Below are 26091 nucleotides of genomic sequence, written 5' to 3'. Positions count from 1 at the left end.
TTTGTGTTTGGCGTTGTTTCCGCTAGGCCCGGCAGCCGCCGAATGCCATCCGTTAGGTGACCGTTTATCGGGAAGAGGCCTGGACCTGTAATTTCTGACAGTAGACGACCTTTTGCAGCCGCGCTCTACTTGATTTGCACCGAGGTGCATTGAACGGCCATCCGGACCGTGAGCCGCACCAGTTACAAGGAGAGTTGAAAGATGCTTATTCAAACGGAAGGGAAACGTACACCAAAAAAGACCAGTTGGAGCCGCCGCTCTTTTCTGAAGCAGTAGGGACTGTTATTTCCAGGGCAAAAATCAAGAATGGCGCTACGTTCGTGGTTCCCCCCATTCCTCAAGCAAGCGTCGGGGACACACTGGACATTTATTCCGATACGCGAACAATGCTCTGGTCGTCTCGTCTGAAACTCAGTGAGTTTCATCTGGGCAAGCCTTTGGAATTCAGAATACCGGCGTCTCACTTTGATGAGACCGATTGGGCAGATGCGTCATACGTGTTGACACAAGGAGACGCAGAGTTTGTCTCTATAACTAGCCTGTATAAAGTGACTGATTGATTGATTGTGATGTGGTCAGGTCGGTACCTCACTGTAAATGGTGAGTGCACCGGCCTGGCAGTTGGTACGGCGGCTGATCTTGTGCCGGGTGCGCACTTTCAGTCCCTGCTGACCTTGGCTTCCTGGCCCTGATCCGCATCGGCTGGCACAACTTTCCCCTTGGTCTTCAACTCACTGACAATCACCGCCGCAACAATCAACCCAGCCCCAACCAGTGCAACTGCCGGCAAGCGCTCCCCGGCAATCCGTCCGACAATTCCGGCCCATACCGGCTCACCGGCATAGATCAACGTCGCCCGCGTCGGCGAAACGCTCTTCTGCGCCCAGTTCATCGCCACCTGAATCGCCGCACTTGCTGCGCCCAGTCCCAAAGCTGTCGCCATCAATAACCAGGAAAAATCCGGAATCATTTCACCGGTCGGGACCACCAGCAAGAACGACAACACTGCCGTCACCGCCAATTGCACCACTGTCACCCGCCGCACATCCACCTGCCCGGCAAATGTGCTGATCAAAATGATCTCGGCCGCAATCGCAACGGCGCTGATCAACGTCGCAATTTCTCCGGGGCTGAAATTCATTGCCGCCCCCGAGGGACCCGACAACAGCATCAACCCGGTAAACGCCAGCATGATCCCGATGCTCGGCATCAACCCCGGACGCCGTCCCAGCGCCAGCCATTGCAGCAAAGGCACAAATGGCACGTACAGCGCGGTAATGAAAGCTGACTGACTGCTTGGAATACTTTGCAGCCCGACCGTCTGTAAACCGTAACCCAGCATGATCGCCACGCCGATGAATGATCCGGCCTTCACTTCGAACAAGGTCAACTCTCGCAGGTGGCGCCAAGAGAACATCGCAACAATCGCAGCCGCTGCGGCGAAGCGCAGCCCGACGAAAAACATAGGGCCGCTGACCGTCATGGCGTGTTGCACGAGCAGAAACGTGCCGCCCCAGATCATGGTGATCAGCACCAGCACGCACTCGGCTTTGCTGAAGCGGGAGAAGCGGATTCGGGAGGGGGAATTGTTCGGCGACATCATGTCCTTGCGCACTGTAAAAGAGAGGCCGCACAATGCCGCCAACGTTGCGCAGTATACTGCCCAGCACCACCGAGTGAGCAATATAGTGCACAAAGATTCAACTCAGCGAGCCTCCGTCCTGCAACACGTCAGCCAGAACGTCCGACGTCTGCGCCATGCTGCGCAAATGAGCCAGACTGCCTTGGCGGAAAAGTCCGGGGTCAGCCGGCGGATGCTGGTGGCGATCGAAGCCGGCGAGAAGAACGTCAGCCTGACTACGCTTGATCGCGTCGCCGAGGCCCTCGATGTCGCCTTCAGCGATCTGATCCAAGCCCACGATGCACGCGACCCGAGCCGGATTAACGAGGTTGCCTGGGCGGGCACCATTCCCGGCAGCAGAGCCGTACTTCTCTCCAAAGCGTCCGCTACCCGTGCAGTCGAGCAATGGGAATGGTGCCTGCAACCGGGGGAGGTCTACCCGTCGCAACCGGACGCCGACGGCTGGAGCGAGCAGATTTACGTCTTTGAGGGTTGCCTGACGCTGATGCTCGGCGATCAGCCGCAGCACATCCATAAAGGAGAGTTTTTCATGTTCGCCAGCAATCAACCGCATTCCTACCGCAACGACGGCGATGTGCCTGCGCGGTTCGTGCGTAATGTGGTGATCTGAATGGAGCAGTCTGCGGACATCCTGATTATCGGCGGCGGCCTTAGCGGCGCGATGCTGGCGGTGCAATTGTTACGCCTGCCCGGGCAACGGAGGATTTTGATCATCGAGCCGCGTGCTGAACTGGGACGTGGTGAGGCTTACAGCGCCGTAGAGCTGGGCCATACGCTCAATGGCAACGCGGCACGAATGAGCGTCGACCCGGATAATCCTGACGATCTGACGCAGTGGTTGACCGCGCATATAGCTGCTGGCGGCTGGCAGGAGTCGGCTGAGCAGGCTGTGCCGGTCAGTGAGTTGTTCCCGCCTCGCGGTTTGTTCGGCGTCTATGTGCAACAGCGTCTCGCCGAAGCGAGGGCGTTGGGCGTGCTGCAAGGCTCGACCGCTGAACATGTCTGTGCCGAGGTCGTCGACCTGCAAATCGATTCCGGTTCAGTGCAGCTCACCTTGAGCGATGGCCGGATATTGCGTGGATCCCAGGCGGTGCTCGCCACCGGCATGTTTCCCGCCGCTCGCACGCCGCAGACGCAATCCAGTGGCCTTAACGCCGCCGCGCTCGATCCCTGGGATGTGGCGGCCATGCGCGAACTCGACCCGCAGTCCACCGTGCTGATCATCGGGTCTGGGCTGACGATGGTCGATGCTGTGGTATCGCTGGAGCAGGCCGGCCATCGCGGGCCGATCGAAGTGTTTTCCCGGCACGGGCTGCTGCCGCATGTGCGCCGTCAGCCGCCGGCCTGGGTGGATTTTCTGGCAGCAGATCACAGCATTCGCACGCCACGCCAGTTATTGCGCGAACTGCGTCGGCACTGCCGCGACGCTATAGCTCAAGGGGTGGATTGGCAGGCGCCACTCGATACCGTTCGCGCGCATATCGCGCGGTTGTGGAGTCAGGCGACTGACCTGCAGCGTCGACAATTCGTACGGCATGTGCGGCCATGGTGGGAAAGTCATCACCATCGTTCGCCACCCCTGAGCGCCGAGTTGATCGAGCGGCTGCATAAGGAAGGGCGCTTGCGCATTCGGGCTGCTTCGTTCAAGGGGCTTGAGCCGGGCGCTGACGATGCCGTGGCCATACGCATCCGTCCTCGCGGCGAGACTGAAACTCGCATGGTGAGCGGTGCGGCGCTGATCAACTCCAGCGGTATCGAATATGACTGGCGGCGCGTCGCTCGGCCGTTGCCGCAGCAATTGCTGGCGCGGGGTTTTGTGCAACCGGGGCCTCTGGCGTTAGGCATCGCAGCAGTGGACGGTGCGGTGGTGGATGCCGAAGGGCGGGTGAGCGCTCAGCTGTTTGCGATGGGCCCGCCGTTGCGCGGGATGTGGTGGGAGAGTACGGCAGTGACGGATGTGGCGTTGCAGGCCAAGGCATTGGCTGGGCGCTTGGTGAATAGCCTGAGAGATTGAGGGGGTCTTCGGGCCTCTTCGCGAGCAGGCTCGCTTCCACATAGGGGGAGTGAGGTTGTAAGTACAATTTGCGCCACACCATAAAAGCTGTGGGAGCGAGCTTGCTCGCGAAAGCGTCATCTGATTCAACGTCTCTGTTGAATGAAAAGACCGCTATTGCTGGCAAGTCAGCTCCCACACGGGTTTGTGTGACGGCTTGAGATTATGCGACGACCTGGTAGCACGGCACATATGCCGCGCCACCCGGCAATTTCATCCGATGCTGGGCGACGAAGGCTTTGAGCAGCGCATCAAGCGGCTGCATGATCGCCGCATCACCACGGATCTGATACGGCCCGTGTTCTTCGATCAGACGAATGCCCTTGTCCTTGACGTTGCCGGCGACGATTCCGGAAAACGCCCGACGCAGATTGGCCGCCAACTCATGCGGTGGCTGGTCGCGGTGCAGTTTCAGGTTGGCCATGTTTTCGTGGGTCGGGTCGAACGGGCGCTGGAAGCCTTCATCGATTTTCAACAGCCAGTTGAAGTGAAACGCGTCGTTACGCTCACGACGGAACTGCTTCACCGCTTTCAGGCCTTGAGTCATCTGCCGTGCCACTTCGGCCGGGTCGTCGATGATGATCTCGTAATGCTGCTTCGCCGCTTCGCCGAGGGTCGCGATGACGAACGCATCCAGCTGTTCCAGATACGGCGCGGCATGCTTCGGTCCGGTAAGGATGACCGGGAAGGGCAGGCCTGCGTTGTCCGGGTGCATCAGGATACCGAGCAGGTAGAGGAACTCTTCGGCAGTACCGGCGCCGCCCGGGAAGATGATGATGCCGTGGCCAACACGGACGAAGGCTTCCAGGCGCTTTTCGATGTCCGGCAGGATCACCAGTTCATTGACGATCGGGTTCGGCGCTTCGGCAGCGATGATGCCTGGCTCGGTCAGGCCGAGGTAGCGACCGCCGTGAATGCGTTGTTTGGCATGGGCGATGGTTGCGCCCTTCATCGGGCCTTTCATCACACCCGGGCCGCAACCGGTGCAGATGTCGAGGCTGCGCAGGCCCAGTTCGTGGCCGACTTTCTTGGTGTATTTGTATTCTTCGGTGTTGATCGAGTGACCACCCCAGCACACCACGATTTTCGGCTCGACACCCGGGCGCAGGGTGCGCGCATTGCGCAGCAGATGGAACACGTAGTCGCTGATGCCTTGGGAATTGCTCAGGTCGATGCGCTGGCTGTCGAGTTCATTCTCGGTGTAGACGATGTCGCGCAGGGCGCTGAAGAGCATTTCGCGGGTGCTGGCGATCATCTCGCCGTCGACGAACGCATCGGCCGGAGCGTTCAACAGCTCCAGGCGTACACCGCGATCCTGTTGGTGAATACGGATTTCGAAGTCCTTGTAGGCTTCGAGGATGGTCTTGGCATTGTCGACATGCGCGCCGGTATTGAGGATGGCCAGGGCGCACTGGCGGAAGAGGGTGTAGGTGCTGCCGGATCCGGCTTCGCTCAGTTGTTGGACTTCACGTTGAGAAAGGGTTTCCAGACTGCCTTTCGGGCTGACCGAGGCATTGATTACGTGTCGTTGGGTCATGCAGTGATCCTTAAAACGATGCCATCCGCAACGCAGCGGAAGGCATCCGAATAATGTGTATCCATGAATGAAGATGGCACGATCTGCGCTGTACCGCCATGTCCCCGTTGGACGCTGAAAAGATGAAAAGGAGCCCCAGCATAGCTAAAACCCGGTGCGATGCGATAATGCGCCGGCGAGTTTTTTCCGTTGCGCCTTTTGTCACTCAGGGAAGTCATTTTCGATGTTCGAGATTCAGCCGATGGACCCCGCTACCTTTCGTCAGCAGACCCGCCGCAGCACGGTCATCATCGCCGTGCTGTTTCTGCTGCTGGCGATGCTGTTTTCGTCTGTCGCGGTGGCCGTGTTCGGTGAGCCCGACGGGGATAATCTGCGCTTCAATGTTGGCGGCGTATTTGTGGCCTTTCTGCTAACCGCAGCGCTGTTGCGCGGGCGTTTCTGGCATCAGACCTGGATGGCCCCGGCGGTGTACAGCTGGCGTCTCAAGCGCAACCTGATGAGCATCACCAATGTGATGCATCAGGTGACAGCGGCGGTGCAGAGCAACGATCCGACGGCGATGAAGGTATTGCGCTTCTATCACCAGGGATTGCTGCAGATGCATGAGCTGGACGGCAACTCCAGCGATCATGGACAACTGCGTGACGAAGTCGAGCAGCACAAGGCGCGGATGCAGGCGCTGGGCCTTGACCCTGACCAGCCACGCTTCGACCCACAATGGCTGGAGACGTTGAAACCGGCCGCGCGCTAAAACGGAATGCGCCGGGCACGGCGCAGTTTCCACGAGCGCAGCAATCGCGCGTACACAATCAGGTTGATCGCCAGTACCACGCTGCCGAGCGCCAGCTGAATCTGCGGGGTCAGACCCGCCGGGTAGATGATCGGCCAGATGTAATGCTCAATGAAGCCGCCGGCGTATTCGGTCTGCCCGGCCGCGTGGCGCATGAGGTTTTCCCAGTAGGTCAGCGGACAGGTCAGGTGCAGCACCTCGACCGCCACGCCCCAGGCAGCCGCCGGCAGGTGCAGCCACATCAACCGTGGCCAGCGCAGCACCAGCAGCCCGCCGAACAGCACGAACAAGATGAAACACAAGTGAAACAGCACCAGCCCGTCGGCGGCGATTCGGTACAGCATGGTGTCTTCCTGACGTAAGGGTGGATGGCGCTATGGTACGCCGCGCGGGACAAAATTCCTTGGTGAATTCGGGCGCGCGAAAGTGTTCTACCCTTTAACGACATCAACTGTTCTGAGGTGAGGTGCACATGGCAACCGAACAAACGCGTGCGGAAGATGATGAGCCAACTGAAGAAGAAATCGAGCGGCAAAAGCGGCAGGAAAAAACCTGGAAGCACGATGACAGCCGCGAGCTGTCGGACCGCGATCAGGAGCGTCCTCTGAAGCCCTGAACAACGCATACGAAGAGCCCCGCATCAGCGGGGCTCTTCGCGTTTCAGAGGTCTGCCAGCTGCGTGAAATCCGGGTAGGTCGCCCGATACCCCAACGTTCGATCGATCCACGCATTGAGCTCATTGACCATCACCGGCGGATGGCCGGGATAACCTTCGAGGGTGCTGCGCAGGGTGCGTTCGATGTCGGGCACGCTGTGCAGGTTTCGGGTCTTGATGTAATGGCCGATAAAACAGTCGAGTTCCAGGCGTTCTGTCTTGGACAGATGGACACACTTCAGGCCGCTGACCTGTTTGATTGCAAAATCGTCGCTCACTTATTTCTCTGCAAGGCTTGAAAGTTGTTGATGGATTCCTGATTTCTTTGACTCTTTGGTCAACTGGTATACCAATCGGAAAGGCGGCGCGCATGCTATCCGCAGCGCGGGAAAATGTATGTATGACTGTCGAAATGTCTGACAGGCGGTTGATTCGCTCAAACGGCTGTTTCACGGGGTGTGTATCGTGTTTGAAACACTTTTTGTAACGCGCGGGATTCAGTGGAGGGCTCGCGTGATTAACGCAGCCATGAAGTAATTATTTAGTCGACTCGTTCTATCAATTGCACACCCTGATTACGCGTATTACCCACCGCTTTACCGACTTTGTACCATTCGAACGCGTCACTGGGCTCGCCTTCAAACAGCAGCATTTGCTCGGCGCGTTCTACTGGCGTAGCGGGATCAAGCCATTCCAGAGCTCGTGCCGAATCGAAGACCACCGGGCGGCGATCATGAATATCGAGCAGACCGCCCAGGCTGTCAGCGGTTATGATCACGAAACCGTCGTCTTCCCTTGCCGAAACTTCCGGTGCCGGAAACTGGCCGATGCCAGCGCAGAAAACCGGGGCGTGATCCGCCCGACGGATCAACCAGGGCTGTCGGGATTTTTCCCCGGTATCAACCCACTCAAACCAATTGTCGACCGGCACGATCACCCGCTGGCGCCAGATTGCCCGGAAGAACGCGCCGTGGGCGACCTTCTCCGCGCGAGCGTTGATAGGAGGGGGACGATCCTTCGCCCAGTGCGGCCGCCAGCCCCAACGCAGATCGTCGGCATACATGGCTTGTTCGTGCTGATGCAGAACCGCCAGAGCGCTGGTGGGCGCTGCGTTGTAGCGATTCAGCGGCGAGTCGCCAACGTGATTGATCAACGCATCGGGGATGCTCAACACCGCAACAAAGTCGTGAATCCCACGGTACTGCGTGAGTCTTCCGCACATGACTGAAATCTCCTTCGAGGAAATTTCAGTCTAGACGCGCCTGAACATCTGTTTCGAAATGCGGAAATACCGTGCTTACGTTATGCAAAATTAGAATTTAAAAATAAAAATCAAGAGCGTTATGGTCTATGCAAATTCCCTCTGCAGGACTGGCCATGATGTTGTCTCGTTTCCTACGCCGCGCGCTGACCGTTGCTTTGTTGACTTCGCCCCTTGCCTACGCCGCGGAGCCTTTAGTCCTGCACGTCGGCGATCAAAACTACTACAACATCCGCGCTTCGATTGAAGCCTCAGGAGTGTTGAAAGACGCGCCTTATACGGTCGACTGGAAGCACTTCCAGGCTGCCGCGCCGCTCGCTGAAGCGTTGCAGACCGGCTCGCTGGATCTGGGGTTTCTCGGCGACTCGGGTTTCCTGTTTCTCGCTGCCAAACAGGCACCGGTGAAACTGATTGGCGTGTCGCGGCAGAATCCCGACACCATTGCCTTGCTGGTGCCCAAGGATTCGCCAGTGAAAACCATCGCTGACCTCAAGGGTAAAAAAGTCGCTTACTGGCCAGGGGCATGGAGCCAGCAACTGACCTTGCGCGCGCTGGAGCAGGATGGGTTACCGGAAAACCATGTCGACTTCGTCAAGCTGATGCCGATCGATGCAGCCGCCGCTTTGCCGCAGGGCAGCATCGACGCCTTTCCAGTATGGGAGCCGTATATCTCGCAACAGATCGTGTTCTCCGGAGCTCGACCCATTCTGACCGCAAAAAACCTGATGCCGGGGCAGAGCGCCATCGCTGCGTCTACGCCTTCCATCGACAGCAAGCGCGCAGCGATTGCCGATTTTCTCGGCCGTCTTAAACAGGCGCGCGCGTGGGTTGATAACCACACCGACGAATACGCCGATCTCTGGGCGAAAAAGGCCAACCTCGATCAGCAGGTCTCGCGGCATTGGTTACGTCAGGCGCACATGACTGTCGGGCCGGTAGATCAGCAGGCGGCAGCGGATTTGCAGAGCACGGCGGACTTCCTGTTCAAAGTCAAAGCACTGCCGGCACCGTTGGCTACTGCGGGAATCATCGACACCTCATTTCAACAAGCCTTGACGCACTGAAAACCAGCGCCGGAACCAAACCCTGTGTACCTTATCCAACCTGCGCTCGCCGATAGCAGCGCGGGGAGGGTAACGGGCGAGGGAGTTTTGCCATTCGACAACACGACGGCTGCGGCCGTACTCAGGGCAAACATGACATCCGGATGCAAACTTATCTGTGCTGCGCTCCTCGCATTCGGTCTGGCTGGCTGCATTGCAGCGCCGATCGAAATGACCGCGCAAACCGAAACGCGACTGCAGGCCCGGCCCCCCGTGCGTTTTCTGCTGACATTCGACGATGGCCCAAGCGCTTCAGGATGGTGGAATCCCACCACCATGGTGCTCGATAGCCTCAAGAGCAATCCGGTGCAGGCAAACATCAAAGCCGTGTTTTTCGTGCAGACCCGAGCATCCAGAGCGGGTGACAGCGAGATTGGCCGTCGTCTCATGCACCGTGAACACGTCGAGGGACATATCCTCGCCTTTCACACCGCGACTCACTGGCACACCAATCATCGCTTGCTTGACCCGCAAGAACTGGAGCAGTCGCTGACCAATGGCAGCGCTGACATCGCCGCTGTCACCGGTGCGCCGCCCAAGCTCTTGCGCCCGCCGTTCTGGAATTATGACAAACGCACATTCGCGGCCTATCAGAAACATGGCTTGCATGTCCTGCTAACCGACCTGAGTGCCAACGACGGCAAAATCTGGGGATTCAATGCCAGCCCACGGCGTCGTGCAAACATGTTGCGGCAGTTATCGGAGGTGCGCGAACGCATTGCCCTCGGCCAATTGCCGACGGTGGATGGTGTGATTCCGGTGGTAGTGACGTTCCATGATCTCAATCGCTACACGGCGCGCCATACCCGAGAATATCTGCAGATTCTGCTCGATAGCGCGGCGGCAACCGGGGTGAGACTGGCGTACAAGCCGTTCTACGACGATCAAGCTGCGCTGGAAAAAGCTGCACTGGCGCGTACGGTTCAACAAAGCGCGGAACCGGTGAATCTGCCCGGAATGTGGAACTGGATCTGGGATCACGACGCGCATTGAGTGGCGTGGGTAATTTGTGATCGGTTTGGCATTTACGGGCGAGGCAATAAACGCGTCCTGCATCTATGCTCGGTGGATCGATTCTCCGCCTGCGAGGCGTCCGCCCATGCTTGCCATTGCCGATATTTGTCGCATCGTCGAGTCAGGCTTCCCGAACTACAAGTGTGATTGCGCGCCAACCGCACAAGGTTTGTTGCGCATCAAGGTGTACGAGCCGGGAAGCGGGCGCGTCGAACTGTTGCTGGATGGCGTCTCCACCGAGCATCTGGTCACGATTCGCGATATTTCCAATTTCATCGCTGAGCTGCGCACTGAAATGAGCGCGGGACGCCGAGCCTTCGCGGGCTGACCTTTTATAAACGCCGTTGAAAAGCCTGCACGATGCGCCGCGTCGCGTCATTGGTTTCCAGATTCTGCACAGCGTCGAGCGGATACCAGATGCAGTCGACAATTTCGTTCTGCGGGCGCACATCGTCAATGTTGGCCACCGAAGCCTCATAGACGTGATGCCGCGTACTGCCCGCCTGCAGATCCATCAGGTACAGGACATCCTCTGCATTCAGCCCGGTTTCCTCCTGCAGCTCGCGCACGGCAGCGGCGGCGCGGGTTTCTCCAGGCTCGACCTTGCCACCAGGCAAAGACCAGTGATGGCGGGATTTGCGCACAAGGAGGATATGTCGATCCTGCTCGCAAATGACGGTGGCGCGTACTTTCATGGATACCCTGTTGATGTGCGTCATAAATCTGTAATTAAACTGCAATATTCGAGCCGTGCGCGGGTTTAAAGGTTCCCATTGAATTGGGAGCCGCTCTACAGGGAAAAGTGCCGACATCTTGATAGTGGGAGCGCGCGATATGCGGTGTACACCGCAGTGGGTACCGGGTGTAAGGTGAGCACGTACACCAAGACACCATTGGCAGACAGGAGGTGTTCATGAGCATTCCGATGCTGAACAAGCTGCACATGAACGGTTACGACGTGCTCAGCGTGAACAACGGACCATGGCGAGTCTGCACGCAGGGCGACCGCTTGGCGTCATTCACCAGCAGAGAGGAAGCGATGGCCTATGCGGCGGCGCTTCCCGGTTACAAAAAACGCTCCAGGCAAGTGCAAGGCCACAGTGGCGGTTGACACGTTGTAACGAAAGAGCCCCGGTTTTGACCGGGGCTTCTTGTTTGAGGCCTCGAGTGCTTCAGTGAACCTTGATTCGGCTGATGGTCCGGGCTTTTACCTCCTTGGCATAAGTCTGCAATCTTTCCTCGTCGCTTTGCAGGATCTCGCAAGACCGCAATACAGTCTGAGCGTCTGCCTCGTTTCCGGATTTGCGCAGTTGTTCAGCGATGCGCTTGAGATCGACCGCCGACCACCTCAGGTCGGACGCCACGCTTTGCAAATCCCGTTGAAGTTCGTGTTCGTATTCATTGAGCCGCATGATCACCTCCAGAACATTCTCGGTAGAAAAGAGTAGTCGCATTTTTCCAGGTGCGGCCAGGTCATCTGACGCCCGGCTGCACCGATGTAAAAAATTGTCCAAACGCCGGTAACGGCGGGGTGCCACGATGGATGTGCAAGCGGTTAAACGGTACATTCACCCTTTTTCGAAACAGGTAAACAGCATGCGCGTATGGATCGGCACTTTGGCACTGGCCCTGTTGGCGGGTTGCTCGTTACCAGCATCGCTGGTGCCGGGCGAGCCAAACCTCAGCAAGACCAGTGACAAGCCTCCCAAGGAATATGCCGCGTGTTTGTTACCGTTGTGGCAGAAGGATGTTGCCAGGACTTCGCAGACGTCGATTTCCAACGGCTACCGGATCACCGCGCCGAGCATCATCACAGCCGATGAGATTCTCGATATCGTCAAATACAAGGACGGCAGCAAAGTGTCTCTGTACCAGGGGCCGCCGTGGGCCAAGTCCGGGTCGCTGCGCCAATCGGTGCGTGACTGCCTGTAGAACAGGCGCTCGATTCGCTCAAAAAAGGCAGACGCCGAAGTTCGATGTCTGCCTTTTTTCATCGGATGGAGACTCCAGTCAAACGCTCGCAATGAGCTGTGACAGTTGCCCGCGAGGCGCAGCAGGATCCTTGACTAGGCTTTGAATGCCGGCCCGTGACGGGATCGGCATGACTGAAAGGAGTCTCGGATCATGGATGATCTGGTCAAGGACATTATTCCGCTGTTGCAGTACCTCATCCCGGGTTTTCTATCGACCTGGATCTTCTATTCCCTTACGGCATTCAAGCGACCGGATACGTTCGGCCAGATCGTGCAGGCGCTGATATTTACTTTTGTGATTCAGGGCGCGGTGTTGGCGGTGGGCAATCTCTGTTTGTGGATTGGCTCGAAGGGGTTTTCATTAGGAAACTGGGATGACCGGGCGCAAACGCTCTGGGCATTTGTGTTTTCGCTGATGCTGGGTTTGTTTGCCTGTTACCTGGCTACGAGTGACAAATTGCACGGCTGGTTACGTAAGCGAAACGTCACGAAACAATCTTCTTTCCCCAGTGAATGGTTCTGCGCTTTCGCTCAGTTCGACCGGTTCATAACCCTGCATTTACATGACGAGAGGCGCGTGTTTGGCTGGCCTGTCGAGTGGCCGTCCGAATCCAGTTGCGGCCAGTTCGTGATGCAGAATCCACGTTGGGTTAATGACGATGGCAAGTCGACTCCTTTTGGTGCCGAAATTTTGCTGATAGATTCCGCGCAAGTTAAGTGGGTTGAATTCAGCCCGGTATCAGAGGGTTCATCATGACGACTGCAAGAGCACCGCGACCAATGCCAAAGCAATACGAACGCCTGTTCACAGGGCCTGACGGCAAGCCGCTGGAGGAGCCGTTGATCAAAGCCCCGAGCGCTCCGCCTCCGCTCAAATACAGGTTGCCACAATAATTTTCAGCCCCAACCCTGCACCACCGCCCGGCGAATCGCCTCCAGCAACATCGCGAACGCCGGGTTGTCATTGTTCTCCCGCCAGATCAGATGCAGTTCGCTCTGCACCCCTTTGCCCAGATCGATCTCGCGAAACACCACATTCCTGAACACCACGCTTGTCGCGCAACGCGGTACCAGCGCCAGACCCATGCCGGCGTTGACCAATGCCAGAATCGTCAGCGATGAGCCCAGCCACTGCACGTAATCCGGTGCCACCCGCGCTGAGCGCAGCGTGCCGGTCAACAGTTCGTTGAATGGCGGATAGGCTTCATGGGAGTACATCAGGAACGGTTGTTTATCCAGATCAGCCACTGACACTTCAGCCGCGATTGCCAACCGATGCCCGCTCGGGACCGCCAGTACAAACGGTTCGCGCACCAGGCACTCGGTGGCATAGCCCGGTTCCTGCAATGGCGCCCGTGCGATGCCCAGGTCGATACGGCGAGCGCGCAACGCCTCGTGCTGTTGATAGGTGTTCATCTCTGCCAGATCGATTTTCACCTGGGGCTGTTTAAGTCGCGCTTCGGCGATCACCTTGGGCAGAAACTCATACACCGCGCTGCCGACAAACGCGATGTTTACCGAACCAATATCGCCCTCGGCAAACCGGCGTGCGGTGATCGCTGCTTGCTGGGCGCGCTCCAGCAGATTCTGCGCTTCAACGAAAAATGCCCGGCCTGCCGCCGTCAGCGCAACGCTGCGCGTACTGCGGGTGAACAGCTCAACGCCGAGGTGATGCTCCAGCAGCTGAATCTGCCGGCTCAGCGGCGGCTGGGTCATGTTCAGGCGCTCGGCGGCGCGGCGGAAGTTGAGTTCGGTGGCGACCGTAGTGAAGCAGCGCAGCTGAGTGAGTTCGAACATTGATCTAATCCGGGTATCAATCGAATCTCAGTTTAGATTAGACGGGATCAATTCGTGGCGTCCATGATCGGTTCATCGCTTCAAGTCATCCCCTAAAAAAACAAGATCGGGAGTCGCCCCTTGAAAACCCTTCAGAGTCCGCCGGACATCACGGTGCTCGCCCGCGCCGCCGCCAAGGTCAAACGCCACGTGCTGCCGCTGTTCGTGGTGATGTTCATCGTCAATTACATCGACCGGGTCAACATCGGTTTCGTGCGCAGTCATCTGGAAACCGATCTGGGGATTGGCGCAGCGGCGTATGGACTTGGTGCCGGATTGTTTTTCGTCGGTTACGCTTTGTTCGAAGTGCCGTCGAACATGCTGTTGCAGCGCTACGGCGCACGGGTCTGGCTGACCCGGATCATGTTCACCTGGGGCGCCGCAGCCATGGCCATGGCGTTTGTTCAAGGTGAAACCAGCTTCTACGTACTGCGCTTTATTCTTGGCGCGGCCGAGGCCGGGTTCTTCCCGGGGATCATTTACTACTTCACCCAGTGGCTGCCGGCGTCCGAGCGCGGCAAAACCATGGCGGTGTTTCTCAGCGGCTCAGCGATTGCCTCGGTCATTTCCGGCCCGGTGTCCGGTGCGCTGTTGCATATCAGCGGACTGGGCATGCACGGCTGGCAGTGGATGTTTCTGATCGAAGGCGCGGCTTCGGTGGTGCTGTGCGCATTCGTCTGGTTCTGGCTGCAATCGCACCCACGTCAAGCCAAGTGGCTGAGCGAAGAAGAGCGCGAAGCGCTGGTTGCGGCGATTGCCGAGGAGCAGCGCGCTCGCGAAGCGGTACAAGTCACCAAGCCGTCGATGTTCAAGCTCTTGGCTGACCGGCAGATCGCGCTGTTCTGCTTCATCTATTTTTCCATTGCCCTGACCATCTACGGCGCGACGTTCTGGCTGCCGAGCATGATCAAGAAGATGGGCAACCTCGGAGATTTCCAGGTCGGGCTGCTCAACTCCATTCCATGGATCATTTCGATTGTCGCCATGTACGGCTTCGCTGCGCTGGCCGGCAAATGGAAATTCCAGCAGGCCTGGGTCGCGCTGACCTTGGTGATCGCCGCCATCGGTATGTTCATGTCGACCACCGGCGGGCCGGTTTTTGCCTTCGTCGCCATCTGCTTCGCCGCCATCGGTTTCAAAGCAGCGTCAGCGCTGTTCTGGCCGATTCCGCAGAGCTATCTGGATGCGCGCATTGCTGCGGCGGTGATCGCGCTGATCAACTCCATCGGCAATCTTGGCGGCTTCGTCGCGCCGACTGCGTTCGGCATTCTCGAGCAAACCACCGGCTCCATTGAGGGCGGCCTGTACGGCCTGGCGGCGACGTCGATGATCGCCGCCGTAGTGATCTTCTTCGCCCGCACGGCGCCCGGCGCCAAAGGCCAAACCCCGGCAAAGCCAAGTGACGAAGCCGCCGCTGTGGCCCCGGCTCGTCCGGCTGTGAGCCACTGAATCGATTGTTGATCTGTCAGGAGCGTCATCTTGAAAATCACCCGTGTCAGCGTCACCCCGATTGCCTTCCGCGATCCGCCACTGCTCAACGCCAGCGGCATCCACGAACCCTTTGCCTTGCGCTCGATCATCGAAATCGAGAGCGATAACGGCTATATCGGCCTCGGCGAAAGCTACGGCGATGCCCCAGCGCTGGCGATCCAGCAACAATTGCAGAGCCAGTTGATCGGCCTCGATCCGTTCAACCTCAATCAATTGCGTGCGATCGTGCAGGCCACTGTGGCGGCAAATAAACCGGCGAGCATTGCTGGCGCTGAACTGGCCCCCGGTTCCCACGCCAGCAAAGCGGTGAGTAATGCCTACTCGGCATTCGAAGTAGCGTTTCTCGATTTGCAGGCGCACTACCTGAACGTGCCGCTGGTGGACCTGCTCGGTGGGGCGATCCGCGATGAAGTGCCGTTCAGCGCTTATCTGTTTTTCAAATACGCCGAACATATCGACTCGCCCTATAAACCGGACAACTGGGGCGAGGCGCTGAGCGAGCAGCAGATCGTCGCGCAGGCAGGGCGAATGATCGAAGCGTACGGATTCAAGAGCATCAAGCTCAAGGCCGGCACCTTGCCGCCGGAGCATGAGGTGGCGTGCATCAAGGCGCTGAAAAAAGCTTTTCCGGGACTTCCATTGCGCATCGACCCGAACGGCAACTGGTCGCTGGAGACGGCGATTCGCATGGCCGAACTGCTCGGCGAGGATCTGCAGTATTACGAAGACCCGACCCCGGGCCTTGATGGCATGGCCGAGCTGCACAGGCGCACCGGTCTGCCCTTGGCGACCAATATGGTCGTCACCGATTTCGACGAGTTCCGCCGCAGCGTTGCGCAGAACAGCGTGCAGATTGTCCTCGCCGACCACCATTACTGGGGTGGCCTGCGGGATACGCAGGCACTGGCAAAAATGTGCGACGTGTTCGGCCTCGGCGTGTCGATGCATTCCAACTCGCACCTAGGCATCAGCCTGATGGCCATGGCGCACGTCGCGGCGGCAGTGCCGAATCTGGATTACGCCTGTGACACCCACTACCCGTGGCAGGAGCCGGACGAGGAAGTGATCAAGGGCGGCAAGCTGCCCATTGTCGATGGTTGCGTGAAGATCACTCGCGCTCCCGGGTTGGGGCTGGACCTGGATCATCAGCAACTGGCCAAGCTGCATGATCAGTACCTGACGTGCGGGATTCGCCAGCGGGATGATGTGCGGCAGATGCAGCGCTACAAGGCGGATTGGCGAGCGGTCAAACCGAGGTTTTGAGGTCGTTGCGACTGGCTTCTTCGCGAGCAGGCTCGCTCCCACAGGTAAAAGCATGGCAACTGTGGGAGCGAGCCTGCTCGCGAATGGCCGCGACTCGATCCTTCAGAGGGTATGAACCAGCCAATCCCTGAACGCTCTCAACGAAGGCAGATTCTCATTGCGCGGCGGATACACCAGGTAATAGCTGCGTCGGCTGGTAATCGGCTCGCCCAGTTGCAGCAATTCGCCCTTGAGCAATTCGTCTTCGACCAGAATTCGCGGCACCAGGCCAACACCGATATTGGCGCGTACCGCCTGGATCAAGTGCGAGGTCATTTCAAAGCTCGGCCCGATCCGCATGCTGCGATGCGGCAGTTGGTGATGGCTGAACCATTCCGCCCATGCGTGGGCATTGCTGCTGACGTTGAGCAGTAATTGCCCGGCAATGTGCTGCTCAGCTTCGTCGCGCTCAGGGGCCGACAACTGCGCGCTGGCAATCGCCACCAATTCTTCGGTGTGCAAGGGTAGGGCAGTCAGGCCTGGCCATTCACCGCCGCCGACACAGATGGCGGCGTCGATTTCGCTGGTGTCGAAATCGATGGTTTCGATCCGCGAATGCAAGTGCACCGTCATGCCCGGGTGCGCCGTGTAGAAATCCTTCAGTCGTGGCAGCAGCCATTTCGAACCGAAGGTCGGCAGCGTCGCCAGGCGCAGGCTATGGATGCCCGAACCAAACGCCATCGCCTGCAAAGTCGCGCTGCGAATCTGCCCGAGGGCTTCGCTGAGTTCGCGCTGATACATGCGCCCGACATCCGTCAGCACTACCTGCCGGCCTTCACGGCTGAACAGACGCATGCCGAGCATTTTCTCGAGAATCTGTACCTGGCGGCTGACCGCGCTCTGCGTCAGTGACAGTTCATGGGCGGCGCGGGTGTAGCTTTCATGGCGAGCGGCGGCCTCGAAAGCCAGCAGCAGCGACATGGACGGCGTAAGGGTGCGCGGATTCATTCGTAAAACTCATCGATAGCGGGTCGAAATTACGCTTGTTCCATGGCTGGGCAGCAATGAACATGGGCGCAATCAGATGGCGGAGCCTGACGCAATCATTCCTTGCGCACAACTGTTCACCGCCACACAGCCCGATTTGACCGAGATGACCCGACCGATGATTGCCCAACTGTCGCCCGCCAAAGCCCTGACCGGCGATTACCAACAATTCCTCGCCGCACTGAAAACCAGCGGCTTTCGCGGTGAAATCAGCGCTGATTACGCCAGCCGCGTGGTGCTCGCGACCGACAACTCGATTTATCAGCGCCTGCCGCAAGCCGCTGTGTTTCCCATGGATGCGGATGATGTGGCACGTGTCGCGCGGCTGATTGCCGAACCGGCATACGAAAAAGTGGTGATCACCCCGCGTGGCGGTGGCACCGGCACCAACGGCCAATCGCTGACGGACGGTATCGTCGTCGACCTGTCACGGCACATGAACCGCATTCTGGAAATCAACGTTGAACAACGCTGGGTGCGCGTGCAGGCCGGGGTGGTCAAGGATCAGCTCAACGCCGCGCTGAAATCCGCCGGGCTGTTCTTCGCCCCGGAACTGTCGACTTCGAACCGCGCCACGGTTGGCGGCATGATCAACACCGACGCCAGCGGCCAGGGCAGTTGCACCTACGGCAAGACCCGCGACCATGTGCTGGAGCTTGAGATGATCCTGCGCGGCGGCGAGCGTCTGCACGGCCTGCCGCTGGCGGAGGATGAGCTTGAGGCGCAGTGCGCTCGCAAAGACCGGGTCGGCGAAGTCTACCGTTGTGCGCGGCAGATCATTGATGAGCAAGGCGAGCTGATCAAGGCGCGCTTCCCCGATCTCAACCGCTGCCTGACCGGTTATGACCTGGCGCATCTGCGTGAGGCCGACCAGCGCTTCAACCTCAACAGTGTGCTGTGTGGCGCTGAAGGTTCGCTGGGCTTCGTTGTCGAAGCACGACTGAATGTGTTGCCGATTCCCAAGCACACGGTGCTGGTCAATATCCGCTACGCCGGGTTCATGGATGCCTTGCGTGATGCGCGGGCGTTGATGGCGCTCAAGCCGTTGTCGATTGAAACCGTCGACTCCAAGGTCTTGCTGCTGGCGATGCAGGACATCGTCTGGCACGGCGTTGCCGAATATTTTCCTGAAAACGCTGAGCGGCCGACTTTGGGCATCAACCTGGTCGAGTTCTGTGGTGACGATCCGCAAGACTTGCAGCGTCGCGTCGAAGCGTTCATCGAACACCTGCAAAGCGACCGCACCGTGGAGCGCCTGGGCCATACGCTGGCGGTTGGTCAGGCAGCGGTGAACAAGGTCTACGGTATGCGCAAACGTGCGGTGGGCCTGCTCGGCAACGTCGCCGGTGAAGCCCGTCCACAGCCGTTCGTTGAAGACACCGCAGTGCCGCCGCAGCACTTGGCTGAATACATCGCCGAGCTGCGTGACCTGCTCGATAGCCACGGTTTGCAGTACGGTATGTTCGGCCACGTCGACGCCGGCGTGCTGCATGTACGGCCGATTCTCGACATGAAAGACCCGCAGCAAGCGGCGTTGGTCCGCCCGGTGTCCGATGGCGTCGCCGCGTTGACCCAGCGCTACGGTGGCCTGCTCTGGGGCGAGCACGGCAAGGGCCTGCGTTCGGAATACACGCCGGCATTCTTCGGTGAGTTGTACCCGGCGCTGCAAGCCTTGAAAGCAGCATTCGACCCGTTCAACCAGTTCAACCCCGGCAAGATCGCCACGCCGGCCAACAGCGGATCGGCACTGCTGAAGATCGACGAAGTGACCCTGCGCGGCGAGCTGGATCGGCAGATTGACGAGAAAGTCTGGCAAAACTACGGCGCGGCCATGCACTGCAATGGCAACGGCGCCTGCTACAACTTCGATCCCGACGATGCCATGTGCCCGTCGTGGAAAGCTACCCGCGAACGCGCGCAGTCGCCCAAGGGCCGCGCTTCACTGATTCGCGAATGGCTGCGGTTGCAGGGCGAGGCGGGCGTCGACGTGCTCTCGGACGCAATCCGTAAACCGGCGTTTTTCAGTACGCTGTGGCAGCGCTGGCGCAACAGTCGCGATCCATCGGCGGATTTTTCCCATGAGGTGTACGACGCCATGGCCGGTTGCCTGGCCTGTAAATCCTGCGCGGGGCAGTGCCCGGTGAAGGTCAACGTGCCGGAATTCCGCTCGCGCTTTCTTGAGCTGTATCACAGTCGTTATCTGCGCCCGGCGCGGGATTATCTGATTGCGTCGCTGGAATACACCATTCCGTACATGGCGCGGATTCCGGCGCTGTATAACGGTCTGATGGGCGCTGGCTCGGTGCGCAGTGCCTTGGCGCGGGTCGGTGGCATGGTCGATGTGCCGTTGCTCAGCCGGTTCGATTTCCATGCGGCGTTGCGCCGTTGGCAAGTGCAGCCGGCAACAGTCGCAACGCTGTCGGCGCTGACCCCAGAGCAACACGAACGCAGCGTAGTGATCGTGCAGGACGCTTTCACCCGCTACTTCGAAGCGCCGTTGTTGGCGGATCTGGTCGAGCTGATTTCGCGTCTGGGTTATCAGGTGTATCTGGCGCCGTTCAGTGCCAACGGCAAACCGCTGCATGTGCAGGGCTTTCTCTCGGCATTCAATCGGGCGGCGTTGCGTAACGCTGAGCAATTGCAGGCGCTGGCGCAGACCGGCGTGCCGCTGCTGGGGCTGGATCCGGCAATGACCCTGGTCTATCGCCAGGAATACCTGAAAGTGCCGGGTTTGAATGAGTGCCCAGAAGTAGCGCTGGTGCAGGAGTGGTTACTCCAAGTCATGCCGGAGCAGACGCCTCAGGCGCAGGGCAAAGCCTTCCGTCTGCTCGCACATTGCACCGAGAAGACCAACGCGCCGGCCGCGACCCGCCAGTGGGAACAGGTCTTCGAACGTGCCGGTCTGAAGCTGGCCACGCAAGCCACCGGTTGCTGCGGCATGTCCGGCACCTACGGCCACGAAGCACGTAATCGCCAGACCTCAGCCGTGATTTACGAGCAGTCGTGGGCGCGTCAGGTGCAGGCTCCGGCGGAGCAGGGCGAGGCGTTGGCGACCGGCTATTCCTGCCGCAGCCAGGTCAAGCGCCAGTCGGATCAGGCGCTGCGCCATCCGTTGCAAGTGCTGCTGGAGACGCTGCGTCGCTGAGCGTGTCGCTGCTGTCTCTGTTCACTATAGAAGGCTGAGGTGGATGGGCAGCCTCGACCTCGGGATGTTTGGGTTTTGCTTTTTTGATGTTATAAGATAACGCGAAATTCGAGGGCGGCATTGGGCTGCCCGGTGTTATCCCTCTCGATTGCGAAAGATCCATGACCCCTGTGCTTCCCCGTTCTGCCCCGTTGACGACTGGCCGGCTGCTATCCATTGATGCGCTCCGGGGCCTGGTGATCCTGTTCATGCTGCTTGATCACGTACGCGAAACGTTCCTGCTGCACCGCCAGGTTTCCGATCCGATGGACATTGCCAGCACCGAGCCGGCGCTGTTTTTCAGCCGCACATTGGCGCATCTGTGTGCGCCGGTGTTCGTCTTGCTGACCGGTTTGTCGGCATGGTTGTACGGTGAAAAATACGCCGGTAAAGCCGATGTCAGCGCGTTTCTGTTCAAGCGCGGATTGTTCCTCGTGGCGCTGGAGTTCACCTTGGTCAACTTCGCCTGGACTTTCCAGTTGCCGCCGAGCGTGATCTACCTGCAGGTGATCTGGGCGATCGGCCTGAGCATGATCGCGCTGGCGCTGCTGGTGTGGTTGCCGCGCGCGGTATTGCTGACGCTGAGCGTGTTGATCATGGCCGGGCATAACCTGCTCGACGCGGTGCACTTTCCGGTTGAATCGGCCATGCACGTGCCTTGGGCGATTCTGCATGACCGCGGCTGGATCGAGATCAGTGAAACCCTGCGCCTGCGCACCTCGTACCCGCTGCTGCCGTGGATTGGTGTAATCGGTCTGGGCTATGCGCTGGGGCCATGGTTTGCCCGGGGCATGGACGCAGCGGTGCGTCAGCGTCGTTTGCTGATTGCCGGGGTCGCTGGTTTGCTGGGCTTCGTGGCGCTGCGCTTGATTAACGGCTACGGCGAAAAACCGTGGTCGATCAGCGATTCGCTGTTGCAGACACTGATGAGCTTTTTCAACATCACCAAGTATCCGCCATCGCTGCTATTCATCGCGCTGACTGTGAGCGTGGGGCTGTTGCTGTTGCTCGCCTTCGAGCGCGTGCAGAGTCGCCGCTGGATTGGCTGGTTGACGGTGCTCGGCTCGGCGCCGATGTTTTTCTATCTGCTGCATCTGTATGCGTTGAAGGTGCTGTACCTGATGGGTGTGGCGCTGTTTGGGCTGAACCAGGGCAGCTATTTCGGTTTTTCGACGGTGGCGGCGGTGTGGCTCGCGGCTGCAGTTATCGCCGTGGTGTTGTTCCCGGCAGTGCGCTGGTTTTCGGCACTTAAAGCGCGGCGCCGGGATATCAGTTGGTTGAAGTATTTGTAAGTCGTGTGGACTTGTGGGAGTGAGCCTGCTCGCGAAGAAGGTGTGTCAGGCAATACATTCGGCGGCTGACAGAATGCTTTCGCGAGCAAGCCCGCTCCCACAGTGGCTATGTGTTGCGCCGCAAATTACCTACCAGCGGCGGTTCCTGTGTGGGAGTGGGCTTGCTCGCGAAGAGGGTGTGTCAGGCAATACATTCGGTGGCTGACAGAACGCTTTCGCGAGCAGGCTCACTCCCACAGTGGATATGTGTTGCGCCGCAAATTACCTACCAGCGGCGGTTCCTGTGTGGGAGCGGGCTTGCTCGCGAAGAGGGTGTGTCAGGCAACACATTCGGTGGCTGACAGAACGCTTTCGCGAGCAGGCTCACTCCCACAGTGGATATGTGTTGCGCCGCAAATTACCTACCAGCGGCGGTTCCTGAGTGGGAGCGGGCTTGCTCGCGAAGAAGGTGTGTCAGGCAACACACTCGGTGGCTGACAGAACGCTTTCGCGAGCAAGCCCGCTCCCACAGTGGATATGTGTTGCGCCGCAAATTACCTACCAGAGGCGGTTTCTGTGTGGGAGCGGGCTTGCTCGCGAAGAGGGTGTGTCAGGCAATACATTCGGTGGCTGACAGAATGCTTTCGCGAGCAAGCCCGCTCCCACAGTGGATATGTGTTGCGCCGCAAATTACCTACCAGCGGCGGTTCCTGTGTGGGAGCGGGCTTGCTCGCGAAGAAGGTGTGTCAGTCGATGCAGCGGTGGCTGACAGAACGCTTTCGCGAGCAGGCTCACTCCCACAGTGGATATGTGCTGCGCCGCAAATTACCTACCAGCGGCGGTTTCTGTGTGGGAGCGGGCTTGCTCGCGAAGAGGGTGTGTCAGGCAATACATTCGGTGGCTGACAGAATGCTTTCGCGAGCAGGCTCGCTCCCACAGGTTTTACAGCGTCTGGATTATTTTCGATCCAGCCACACGGTCTGGGCGTTACAGAATTCCCGTACGCCGAAGTGCGACAGCTCCCGGCCGAAGCCGCTCTTCTTCACGCCGCCGAAGGTCACGCGCGGGTCGCTGGCGGAGTAGCCGTTGATAAACACGCCGCCGGTTTCCAGTTCGCTGGTCAGTTGCTCGGCCAGCGTGACGTTGGCGGTGTAGATCGTTGCGGTCAGGCCGAAATCGCTGTCGTTGGCCAAGGCCACGGCGTGTGCAGCATCGCGGGCGGTGATGATCGAGGCGACCGGGCCGAACAGCTCCTGTTTGAAGGAAGTCATGCGGTCGGTGACATCGGCCAGTACGGTTGGCTCGTAGTAGTTGCCCGATCCTTCGACCTTGCCGCCACCCAGCAACAGTGTCGCGCCTTCTTCAAGGGTGTCGCGCACTTGCTGATCCAGTTCATCACGCAGATCGAAACGCGCCATCGGCCCGATATAGGTGTCGGCATTCAGCGGATCGCCCATCCTCAACTGACGTGTCGCTTCAACGAACTTGCGGGTGAATTCCTCGACCACCCCTTGTTCGATGATCAAGCGTTTGGCAGCCGCGCAAACCTGGCCGGAGTTCTGATAACGACCGACCACTGCCGCATGCACCGCCTCATCCAGGTCAGCATCATTGAGCACGATGAACGGATCGGAGCCGCCGAGTTCCAGCACGCATTTCTTCAATGCCGCACCGGCCTGGGCACCGATGGCCATGCCGGCGCGGACGCTGCCGGTCAGGGTCACGGCGGCAATGCGCGGATCGGCGATGGCGGTCGAAACGCCTTCCGGGGTGACGTTGATCACTTCAAACACGCCATCGGGGAAACCGGCGCGGACGAATGCATCGCGCAGCAGGTAAGCGCTGCCCATCACGTTCGGCGCATGCTTGAGCACGTAAGTGTTGCCAGCGATCAACGTCGGCACCGCGCCGCGCAGCACTTGCCAGATCGGGAAATTCCACGGCATCACCGCCAGAATCGGCCCCAGCGGACGGTATTCGATACGCGCCTTGCCGCCTTCAACCTGGGTGGCTTCGGCGTCGAGCATGGCCGGGCCGTGTTCCGCGTACCACTCGCAGAGCTTGGCGCATTTCTCGATTTCGCCACGGGCCTGGGCGATCGGCTTGCCCATTTCCTGAGTGATCATGGTTGCCATCGCTTCTGAGGTTTCACGCAGGGCGCCGGCGAGGGCGGTCAAAAGGCGCGAACGATCCTGCAGTGGCTTGCGCTTCCACTTGCCGAAAGCAAAGGCAGCGCGAGTCAGCGCCGCATCAAGGGCAGCGGCGGATTCAAAAGCGTAATGACCGATCTGCTCGCCGGTGGCGGGGTTGATCGAGATGGCGTGGGTCTGGCTGGAGATCTGGCTCATGACGTTGTCCTGTGGGTTCGTCGGATGGGCCTAGAGTAGGGTGGCGTTAGTTTTCTGGAAACTGAATAATAAAGATCGTTTCTTTCACGATTGGAGAATGACTGTGGATCTGGTGCAACTGGAAATCTTCAAAGCCGTGGCCGAGCACGGCAGCATCAGCGCCGCCGCCACGCAGATTCATCGTGTGCCGTCGAACCTGACTACACGGATCAAGCAGCTGGAGCAGGACCTCGGCGTTGATCTGTTCATCCGTGAGAAAAGCCGTCTGCGCCTGTCGCCGGCGGGGTGGAGTTTTCTCGAATACACACGGCGCATTCTCGATCTGGTGCAAGAAGCCCGCGCTACGGTGGCGGGCGAAGAACCTCAGGGCGCGTTCCCTTTGGGCTCGCTGGAAAGTACCGCAGCGGTGCGTATTCCCGAACTGTTGGCGGCGTACAACCAGCAGCACCCGAAGGTCGACCTCGACCTGTCCACCGGGCCATCGGGGACGATGATCGACGGCGTGCTGTCCGGGCGTCTGGCTGCAGCATTCGTCGACGGCCCGGTGCTGCATCCGGCCCTGGAAGGCGTGCCGGCGTTCGAGGAGGAAATGGTCATCATCGCGCCGCTCAATCATTCACCGGTCGAACGTGCGGCGGACGTGAACGGCGAGAATATCTACGCCTTCCGATCCAACTGTTCCTACCGTCACCATTTCGAAAAATGGTTCAGCACCGACGCAGCCGTACCCGGCAAGATCTTCGAAATGGAGTCCTATCACGGCATGCTCGCCTGCGTCAGCGCCGGTGCCGGCCTGGCGCTGATGCCGCGCAAAATGCTGCAAAGCATGCCCGGCAGCGCGACGGTCAGCGTCTGGCCGCTGACGGCGGACTTCCGCTATCTGACCACTTGGCTAGTGTGGCGGCGGGGCACGGTGTCGCGCAGTCTCAGCATGTTCGTGCGTTTGCTTGAAGAGCGTGGCGTGGTGCGTGAGCAAGCCTGATCGAGCGTGTCTTTATGGCGTGCCGTTGCGCCCGTACAAGCGATAACCGTCGCGCTGATTCAAGCGATCGTAGTAGGCGCGCACCGCAGCGAGGTCCCCGTGATCGAGCGGCGTTTCGAACCAACGATTCACTGACAGCCCGATCGGAATGTCCGCCAGGGAAAACTGCTCGCCACTGACGTAAGCGCCGGTCATCTCCAGTTGGCGATCGAGGATTTGCATGTTGCGCGTCCAGTCCCGGCAGCCGGCGGCCAGGGCATCGCGGTCCTGATAGTCCGGCGACTTGCGCACCAGCGCCATCAACGGATACGACCACGAGCGATTCAACTCCGAGGCCTGCCAGTCGATCCACTGATCGACCCGCGCGCGGACGATGGGCTCGGCCGGATACAAATGCGCGCCGCCGTAACGCGTCGCCAGATAACGAATGATGGTGTTGGATTCCCAGAGAGTGAAATCGCCGTCCTGAATCACCGGCACCATGGCGCAGGGATTGAGCGCGAGAAACTCCGCCGTGTTCGGCGACTTGAAGCCCGACCCCCAGTCCTCGCGTTCGAACGGCACGTCCAGTTCGGCACAGGTCCACAGCACTTTGCGCACATTGATCGATGAGGCTTTGCCGAGTATTCGCAGCATGGGATTTCCTTCTCCGGGTAGTAGAC

General features: G+C 59.3%; 27 protein-coding genes. 16 read left to right on the top strand and 11 right to left on the bottom strand.

Annotation, left to right across the window (positions count from 1 at the left end):
• Positions 1-149 precede the first annotated feature (149 nt).
• Entirely contained in the window at positions 150-560 is a 411-nt protein-coding gene (locus AB4N53_RS08610) for a hypothetical protein (RefSeq protein ID WP_460119796.1), read from the top strand.
• A 98-nt stretch (positions 561-658) separates the two neighbouring features.
• Here the strand turns inward: AB4N53_RS08610 and AB4N53_RS08605 are convergent, their stop codons facing one another.
• Positions 659-1603 (bottom strand): DMT family transporter, encoded by a 945-nt coding sequence (locus AB4N53_RS08605; protein ID WP_460119794.1) that lies wholly within the window; start codon positions 1601-1603, stop codon positions 659-661.
• Between the two features lie 85 nt (positions 1604-1688).
• Between AB4N53_RS08605 and AB4N53_RS08600 the strand changes: the two genes are divergently transcribed.
• Positions 1689-2252: a helix-turn-helix domain-containing protein gene (locus AB4N53_RS08600; protein WP_460119792.1), complete on the top strand. Its 564-nt coding sequence runs from the start codon at positions 1689-1691 to the stop codon at positions 2250-2252.
• The gene (locus AB4N53_RS08595; RefSeq protein WP_460138967.1) at positions 2253-3656 is read left to right on the top strand and encodes an FAD/NAD(P)-binding protein; all 1404 of its coding nucleotides are present in this window, start codon (positions 2253-2255) and stop codon (positions 3654-3656) included.
• Between the two features lie 202 nt (positions 3657-3858).
• Here the strand turns inward: AB4N53_RS08595 and ppnN are convergent, their stop codons facing one another.
• The gene (gene ppnN / locus AB4N53_RS08590; protein WP_039763117.1) at positions 3859-5232 is read right to left on the bottom strand and encodes a nucleotide 5'-monophosphate nucleosidase PpnN; all 1374 of its coding nucleotides are present in this window, start codon (positions 5230-5232) and stop codon (positions 3859-3861) included.
• A 223-nt stretch (positions 5233-5455) separates the two neighbouring features.
• Between ppnN and AB4N53_RS08585 the strand changes: the two genes are divergently transcribed.
• On the top strand, positions 5456-5983 hold the full coding sequence (locus tag AB4N53_RS08585) for a DUF3087 domain-containing protein (protein ID WP_460119789.1): 528 nt from the start codon (positions 5456-5458) through the stop codon (positions 5981-5983).
• Here AB4N53_RS08585 and AB4N53_RS08580 read toward each other — a convergent pair.
• Positions 5980-6366 carry a DUF2784 domain-containing protein gene (locus tag AB4N53_RS08580; protein WP_039763115.1) on the bottom strand — a complete coding sequence of 129 codons (387 nt, stop codon included), beginning with the start codon at positions 6364-6366 and terminating at the stop codon, positions 5980-5982. The genes AB4N53_RS08585 and AB4N53_RS08580 overlap by 4 nt on opposite strands.
• A gap of 128 nt (positions 6367-6494) precedes the next feature.
• On the opposite strand from AB4N53_RS08580, the gene AB4N53_RS08575 reads away from it, so the two are divergent.
• The gene (locus tag AB4N53_RS08575; RefSeq protein WP_024013238.1) at positions 6495-6638 is read left to right on the top strand and encodes a hypothetical protein; all 144 of its coding nucleotides are present in this window, start codon (positions 6495-6497) and stop codon (positions 6636-6638) included.
• 44 nt (positions 6639-6682) lie between these two features.
• Here AB4N53_RS08575 and AB4N53_RS08570 read toward each other — a convergent pair whose 3' ends face one another.
• Together AB4N53_RS08570 and AB4N53_RS08565 are read right to left on the bottom strand one after the other, a co-directional pair.
• The gene (locus AB4N53_RS08570) at positions 6683-6955 is read right to left on the bottom strand and encodes a hypothetical protein (protein ID WP_016775076.1); all 273 of its coding nucleotides are present in this window, start codon (positions 6953-6955) and stop codon (positions 6683-6685) included.
• A 263-nt stretch (positions 6956-7218) separates the two neighbouring features.
• Positions 7219-7899, bottom strand: a complete 681-nt coding sequence (locus tag AB4N53_RS08565; RefSeq protein ID WP_460119787.1) for an SOS response-associated peptidase — start codon at positions 7897-7899, stop codon at positions 7219-7221.
• A gap of 155 nt (positions 7900-8054) precedes the next feature.
• Here AB4N53_RS08565 and AB4N53_RS08560 point away from each other — a divergent pair, with 155 nt between their 5' ends.
• The 3 genes from AB4N53_RS08560 to AB4N53_RS08550 all read left to right on the top strand — a co-directional run bounded on the left by AB4N53_RS08560 (position 8055) and on the right by AB4N53_RS08550 (position 10383).
• On the top strand, positions 8055-9002 hold the full coding sequence (locus tag AB4N53_RS08560; protein ID WP_460119785.1) for an ABC transporter substrate-binding protein: 948 nt from the start codon (positions 8055-8057) through the stop codon (positions 9000-9002).
• A 132-nt stretch (positions 9003-9134) separates the two neighbouring features.
• Positions 9135-10034 (top strand): polysaccharide deacetylase family protein, encoded by a 900-nt coding sequence (locus AB4N53_RS08555; protein WP_460125391.1) that lies wholly within the window; start codon positions 9135-9137, stop codon positions 10032-10034.
• A 106-nt stretch (positions 10035-10140) separates the two neighbouring features.
• On the top strand, positions 10141-10383 hold the full coding sequence (locus AB4N53_RS08550; RefSeq protein ID WP_460119783.1) for a DUF1652 domain-containing protein: 243 nt from the start codon (positions 10141-10143) through the stop codon (positions 10381-10383).
• A gap of 4 nt (positions 10384-10387) precedes the next feature.
• On the opposite strand, the gene AB4N53_RS08545 is transcribed toward AB4N53_RS08550, so the two are convergent.
• Positions 10388-10750, bottom strand: coding sequence for an NUDIX hydrolase (locus tag AB4N53_RS08545; RefSeq protein ID WP_460119781.1), 363 nt, complete (start codon positions 10748-10750; stop codon positions 10388-10390).
• Positions 10751-10968: 218 nt separating this feature from the next.
• On the opposite strand from AB4N53_RS08545, the gene AB4N53_RS08540 reads away from it, so the two are divergent.
• Complete coding sequence (locus tag AB4N53_RS08540; RefSeq protein ID WP_460119779.1) at positions 10969-11166, top strand: DUF2188 domain-containing protein; 198 nt, start codon at positions 10969-10971, stop codon at positions 11164-11166.
• Between the two features lie 61 nt (positions 11167-11227).
• On the opposite strand, the gene AB4N53_RS08535 is transcribed toward AB4N53_RS08540, so the two are convergent.
• Positions 11228-11467: a hypothetical protein gene (locus tag AB4N53_RS08535; RefSeq protein WP_460119777.1), complete on the bottom strand. Its 240-nt coding sequence runs from the start codon at positions 11465-11467 to the stop codon at positions 11228-11230.
• A gap of 184 nt (positions 11468-11651) precedes the next feature.
• Here AB4N53_RS08535 and AB4N53_RS08530 point away from each other — a divergent pair, with 184 nt between their 5' ends.
• Together AB4N53_RS08530 and AB4N53_RS08525 are read left to right on the top strand one after the other, a co-directional pair.
• Positions 11652-11987, top strand: coding sequence for a hypothetical protein (locus AB4N53_RS08530; protein WP_460119775.1), 336 nt, complete (start codon positions 11652-11654; stop codon positions 11985-11987).
• A 192-nt stretch (positions 11988-12179) separates the two neighbouring features.
• Positions 12180-12785 (top strand): DUF6338 family protein, encoded by a 606-nt coding sequence (locus tag AB4N53_RS08525; RefSeq protein ID WP_016775068.1) that lies wholly within the window; start codon positions 12180-12182, stop codon positions 12783-12785.
• 140 nt (positions 12786-12925) lie between these two features.
• On the opposite strand, the gene AB4N53_RS08520 is transcribed toward AB4N53_RS08525, so the two are convergent.
• Positions 12926-13825 (bottom strand): LysR family transcriptional regulator, encoded by a 900-nt coding sequence (locus AB4N53_RS08520; RefSeq protein ID WP_460119773.1) that lies wholly within the window; start codon positions 13823-13825, stop codon positions 12926-12928.
• 120 nt (positions 13826-13945) lie between these two features.
• On the opposite strand from AB4N53_RS08520, the gene AB4N53_RS08515 reads away from it, so the two are divergent.
• Positions 13946-15313 carry an MFS transporter gene (locus AB4N53_RS08515; RefSeq protein ID WP_460119771.1) on the top strand — a complete coding sequence of 456 codons (1368 nt, stop codon included), beginning with the start codon at positions 13946-13948 and terminating at the stop codon, positions 15311-15313.
• Between the two features lie 30 nt (positions 15314-15343).
• The gene (locus AB4N53_RS08510) at positions 15344-16618 is read left to right on the top strand and encodes a glucarate dehydratase family protein (RefSeq protein WP_460119769.1); all 1275 of its coding nucleotides are present in this window, start codon (positions 15344-15346) and stop codon (positions 16616-16618) included.
• A gap of 102 nt (positions 16619-16720) precedes the next feature.
• On the opposite strand, the gene AB4N53_RS08505 is transcribed toward AB4N53_RS08510, so the two are convergent.
• On the bottom strand, positions 16721-17605 hold the full coding sequence (locus tag AB4N53_RS08505) for a LysR substrate-binding domain-containing protein (protein WP_460119767.1): 885 nt from the start codon (positions 17603-17605) through the stop codon (positions 16721-16723).
• 157 nt (positions 17606-17762) lie between these two features.
• On the opposite strand from AB4N53_RS08505, the gene ydiJ reads away from it, so the two are divergent.
• Positions 17763-20789 (top strand): D-2-hydroxyglutarate dehydrogenase YdiJ, encoded by a 3027-nt coding sequence (gene ydiJ, locus AB4N53_RS08500; RefSeq protein ID WP_460125388.1) that lies wholly within the window; start codon positions 17763-17765, stop codon positions 20787-20789.
• 161 nt (positions 20790-20950) lie between these two features.
• A complete protein-coding gene (locus AB4N53_RS08495) occupies positions 20951-22120 on the top strand; it encodes a DUF1624 domain-containing protein (RefSeq protein ID WP_460119765.1) in 1170 nt (389 codons plus the stop codon).
• Positions 22121-23055: 935 nt separating this feature from the next.
• Here the strand turns inward: AB4N53_RS08495 and AB4N53_RS08490 are convergent.
• Entirely contained in the window at positions 23056-24447 is a 1392-nt protein-coding gene (locus tag AB4N53_RS08490; RefSeq protein WP_460119763.1) for an aldehyde dehydrogenase family protein, read from the bottom strand.
• Between the two features lie 103 nt (positions 24448-24550).
• Between AB4N53_RS08490 and ptrR the strand changes: the two genes are divergently transcribed.
• A complete protein-coding gene (gene ptrR, locus AB4N53_RS08485; protein WP_038862196.1) occupies positions 24551-25429 on the top strand; it encodes a putrescine utilization regulator PtrR in 879 nt (292 codons plus the stop codon).
• 12 nt (positions 25430-25441) lie between these two features.
• Here ptrR and AB4N53_RS08480 read toward each other — a convergent pair whose 3' ends face one another.
• Positions 25442-26065: a glutathione S-transferase family protein gene (locus AB4N53_RS08480; protein WP_460119761.1), complete on the bottom strand. Its 624-nt coding sequence runs from the start codon at positions 26063-26065 to the stop codon at positions 25442-25444.
• Between the last annotated feature and the right edge of the window lie 26 nt (positions 26066-26091).

It is taken from the genome of Pseudomonas sp. H3_E04, assembly GCF_054668915.1.
Note: the sequence above shows the minus strand (reverse complement) of the source record. Positions and strands in the feature narration are given on the sequence as shown.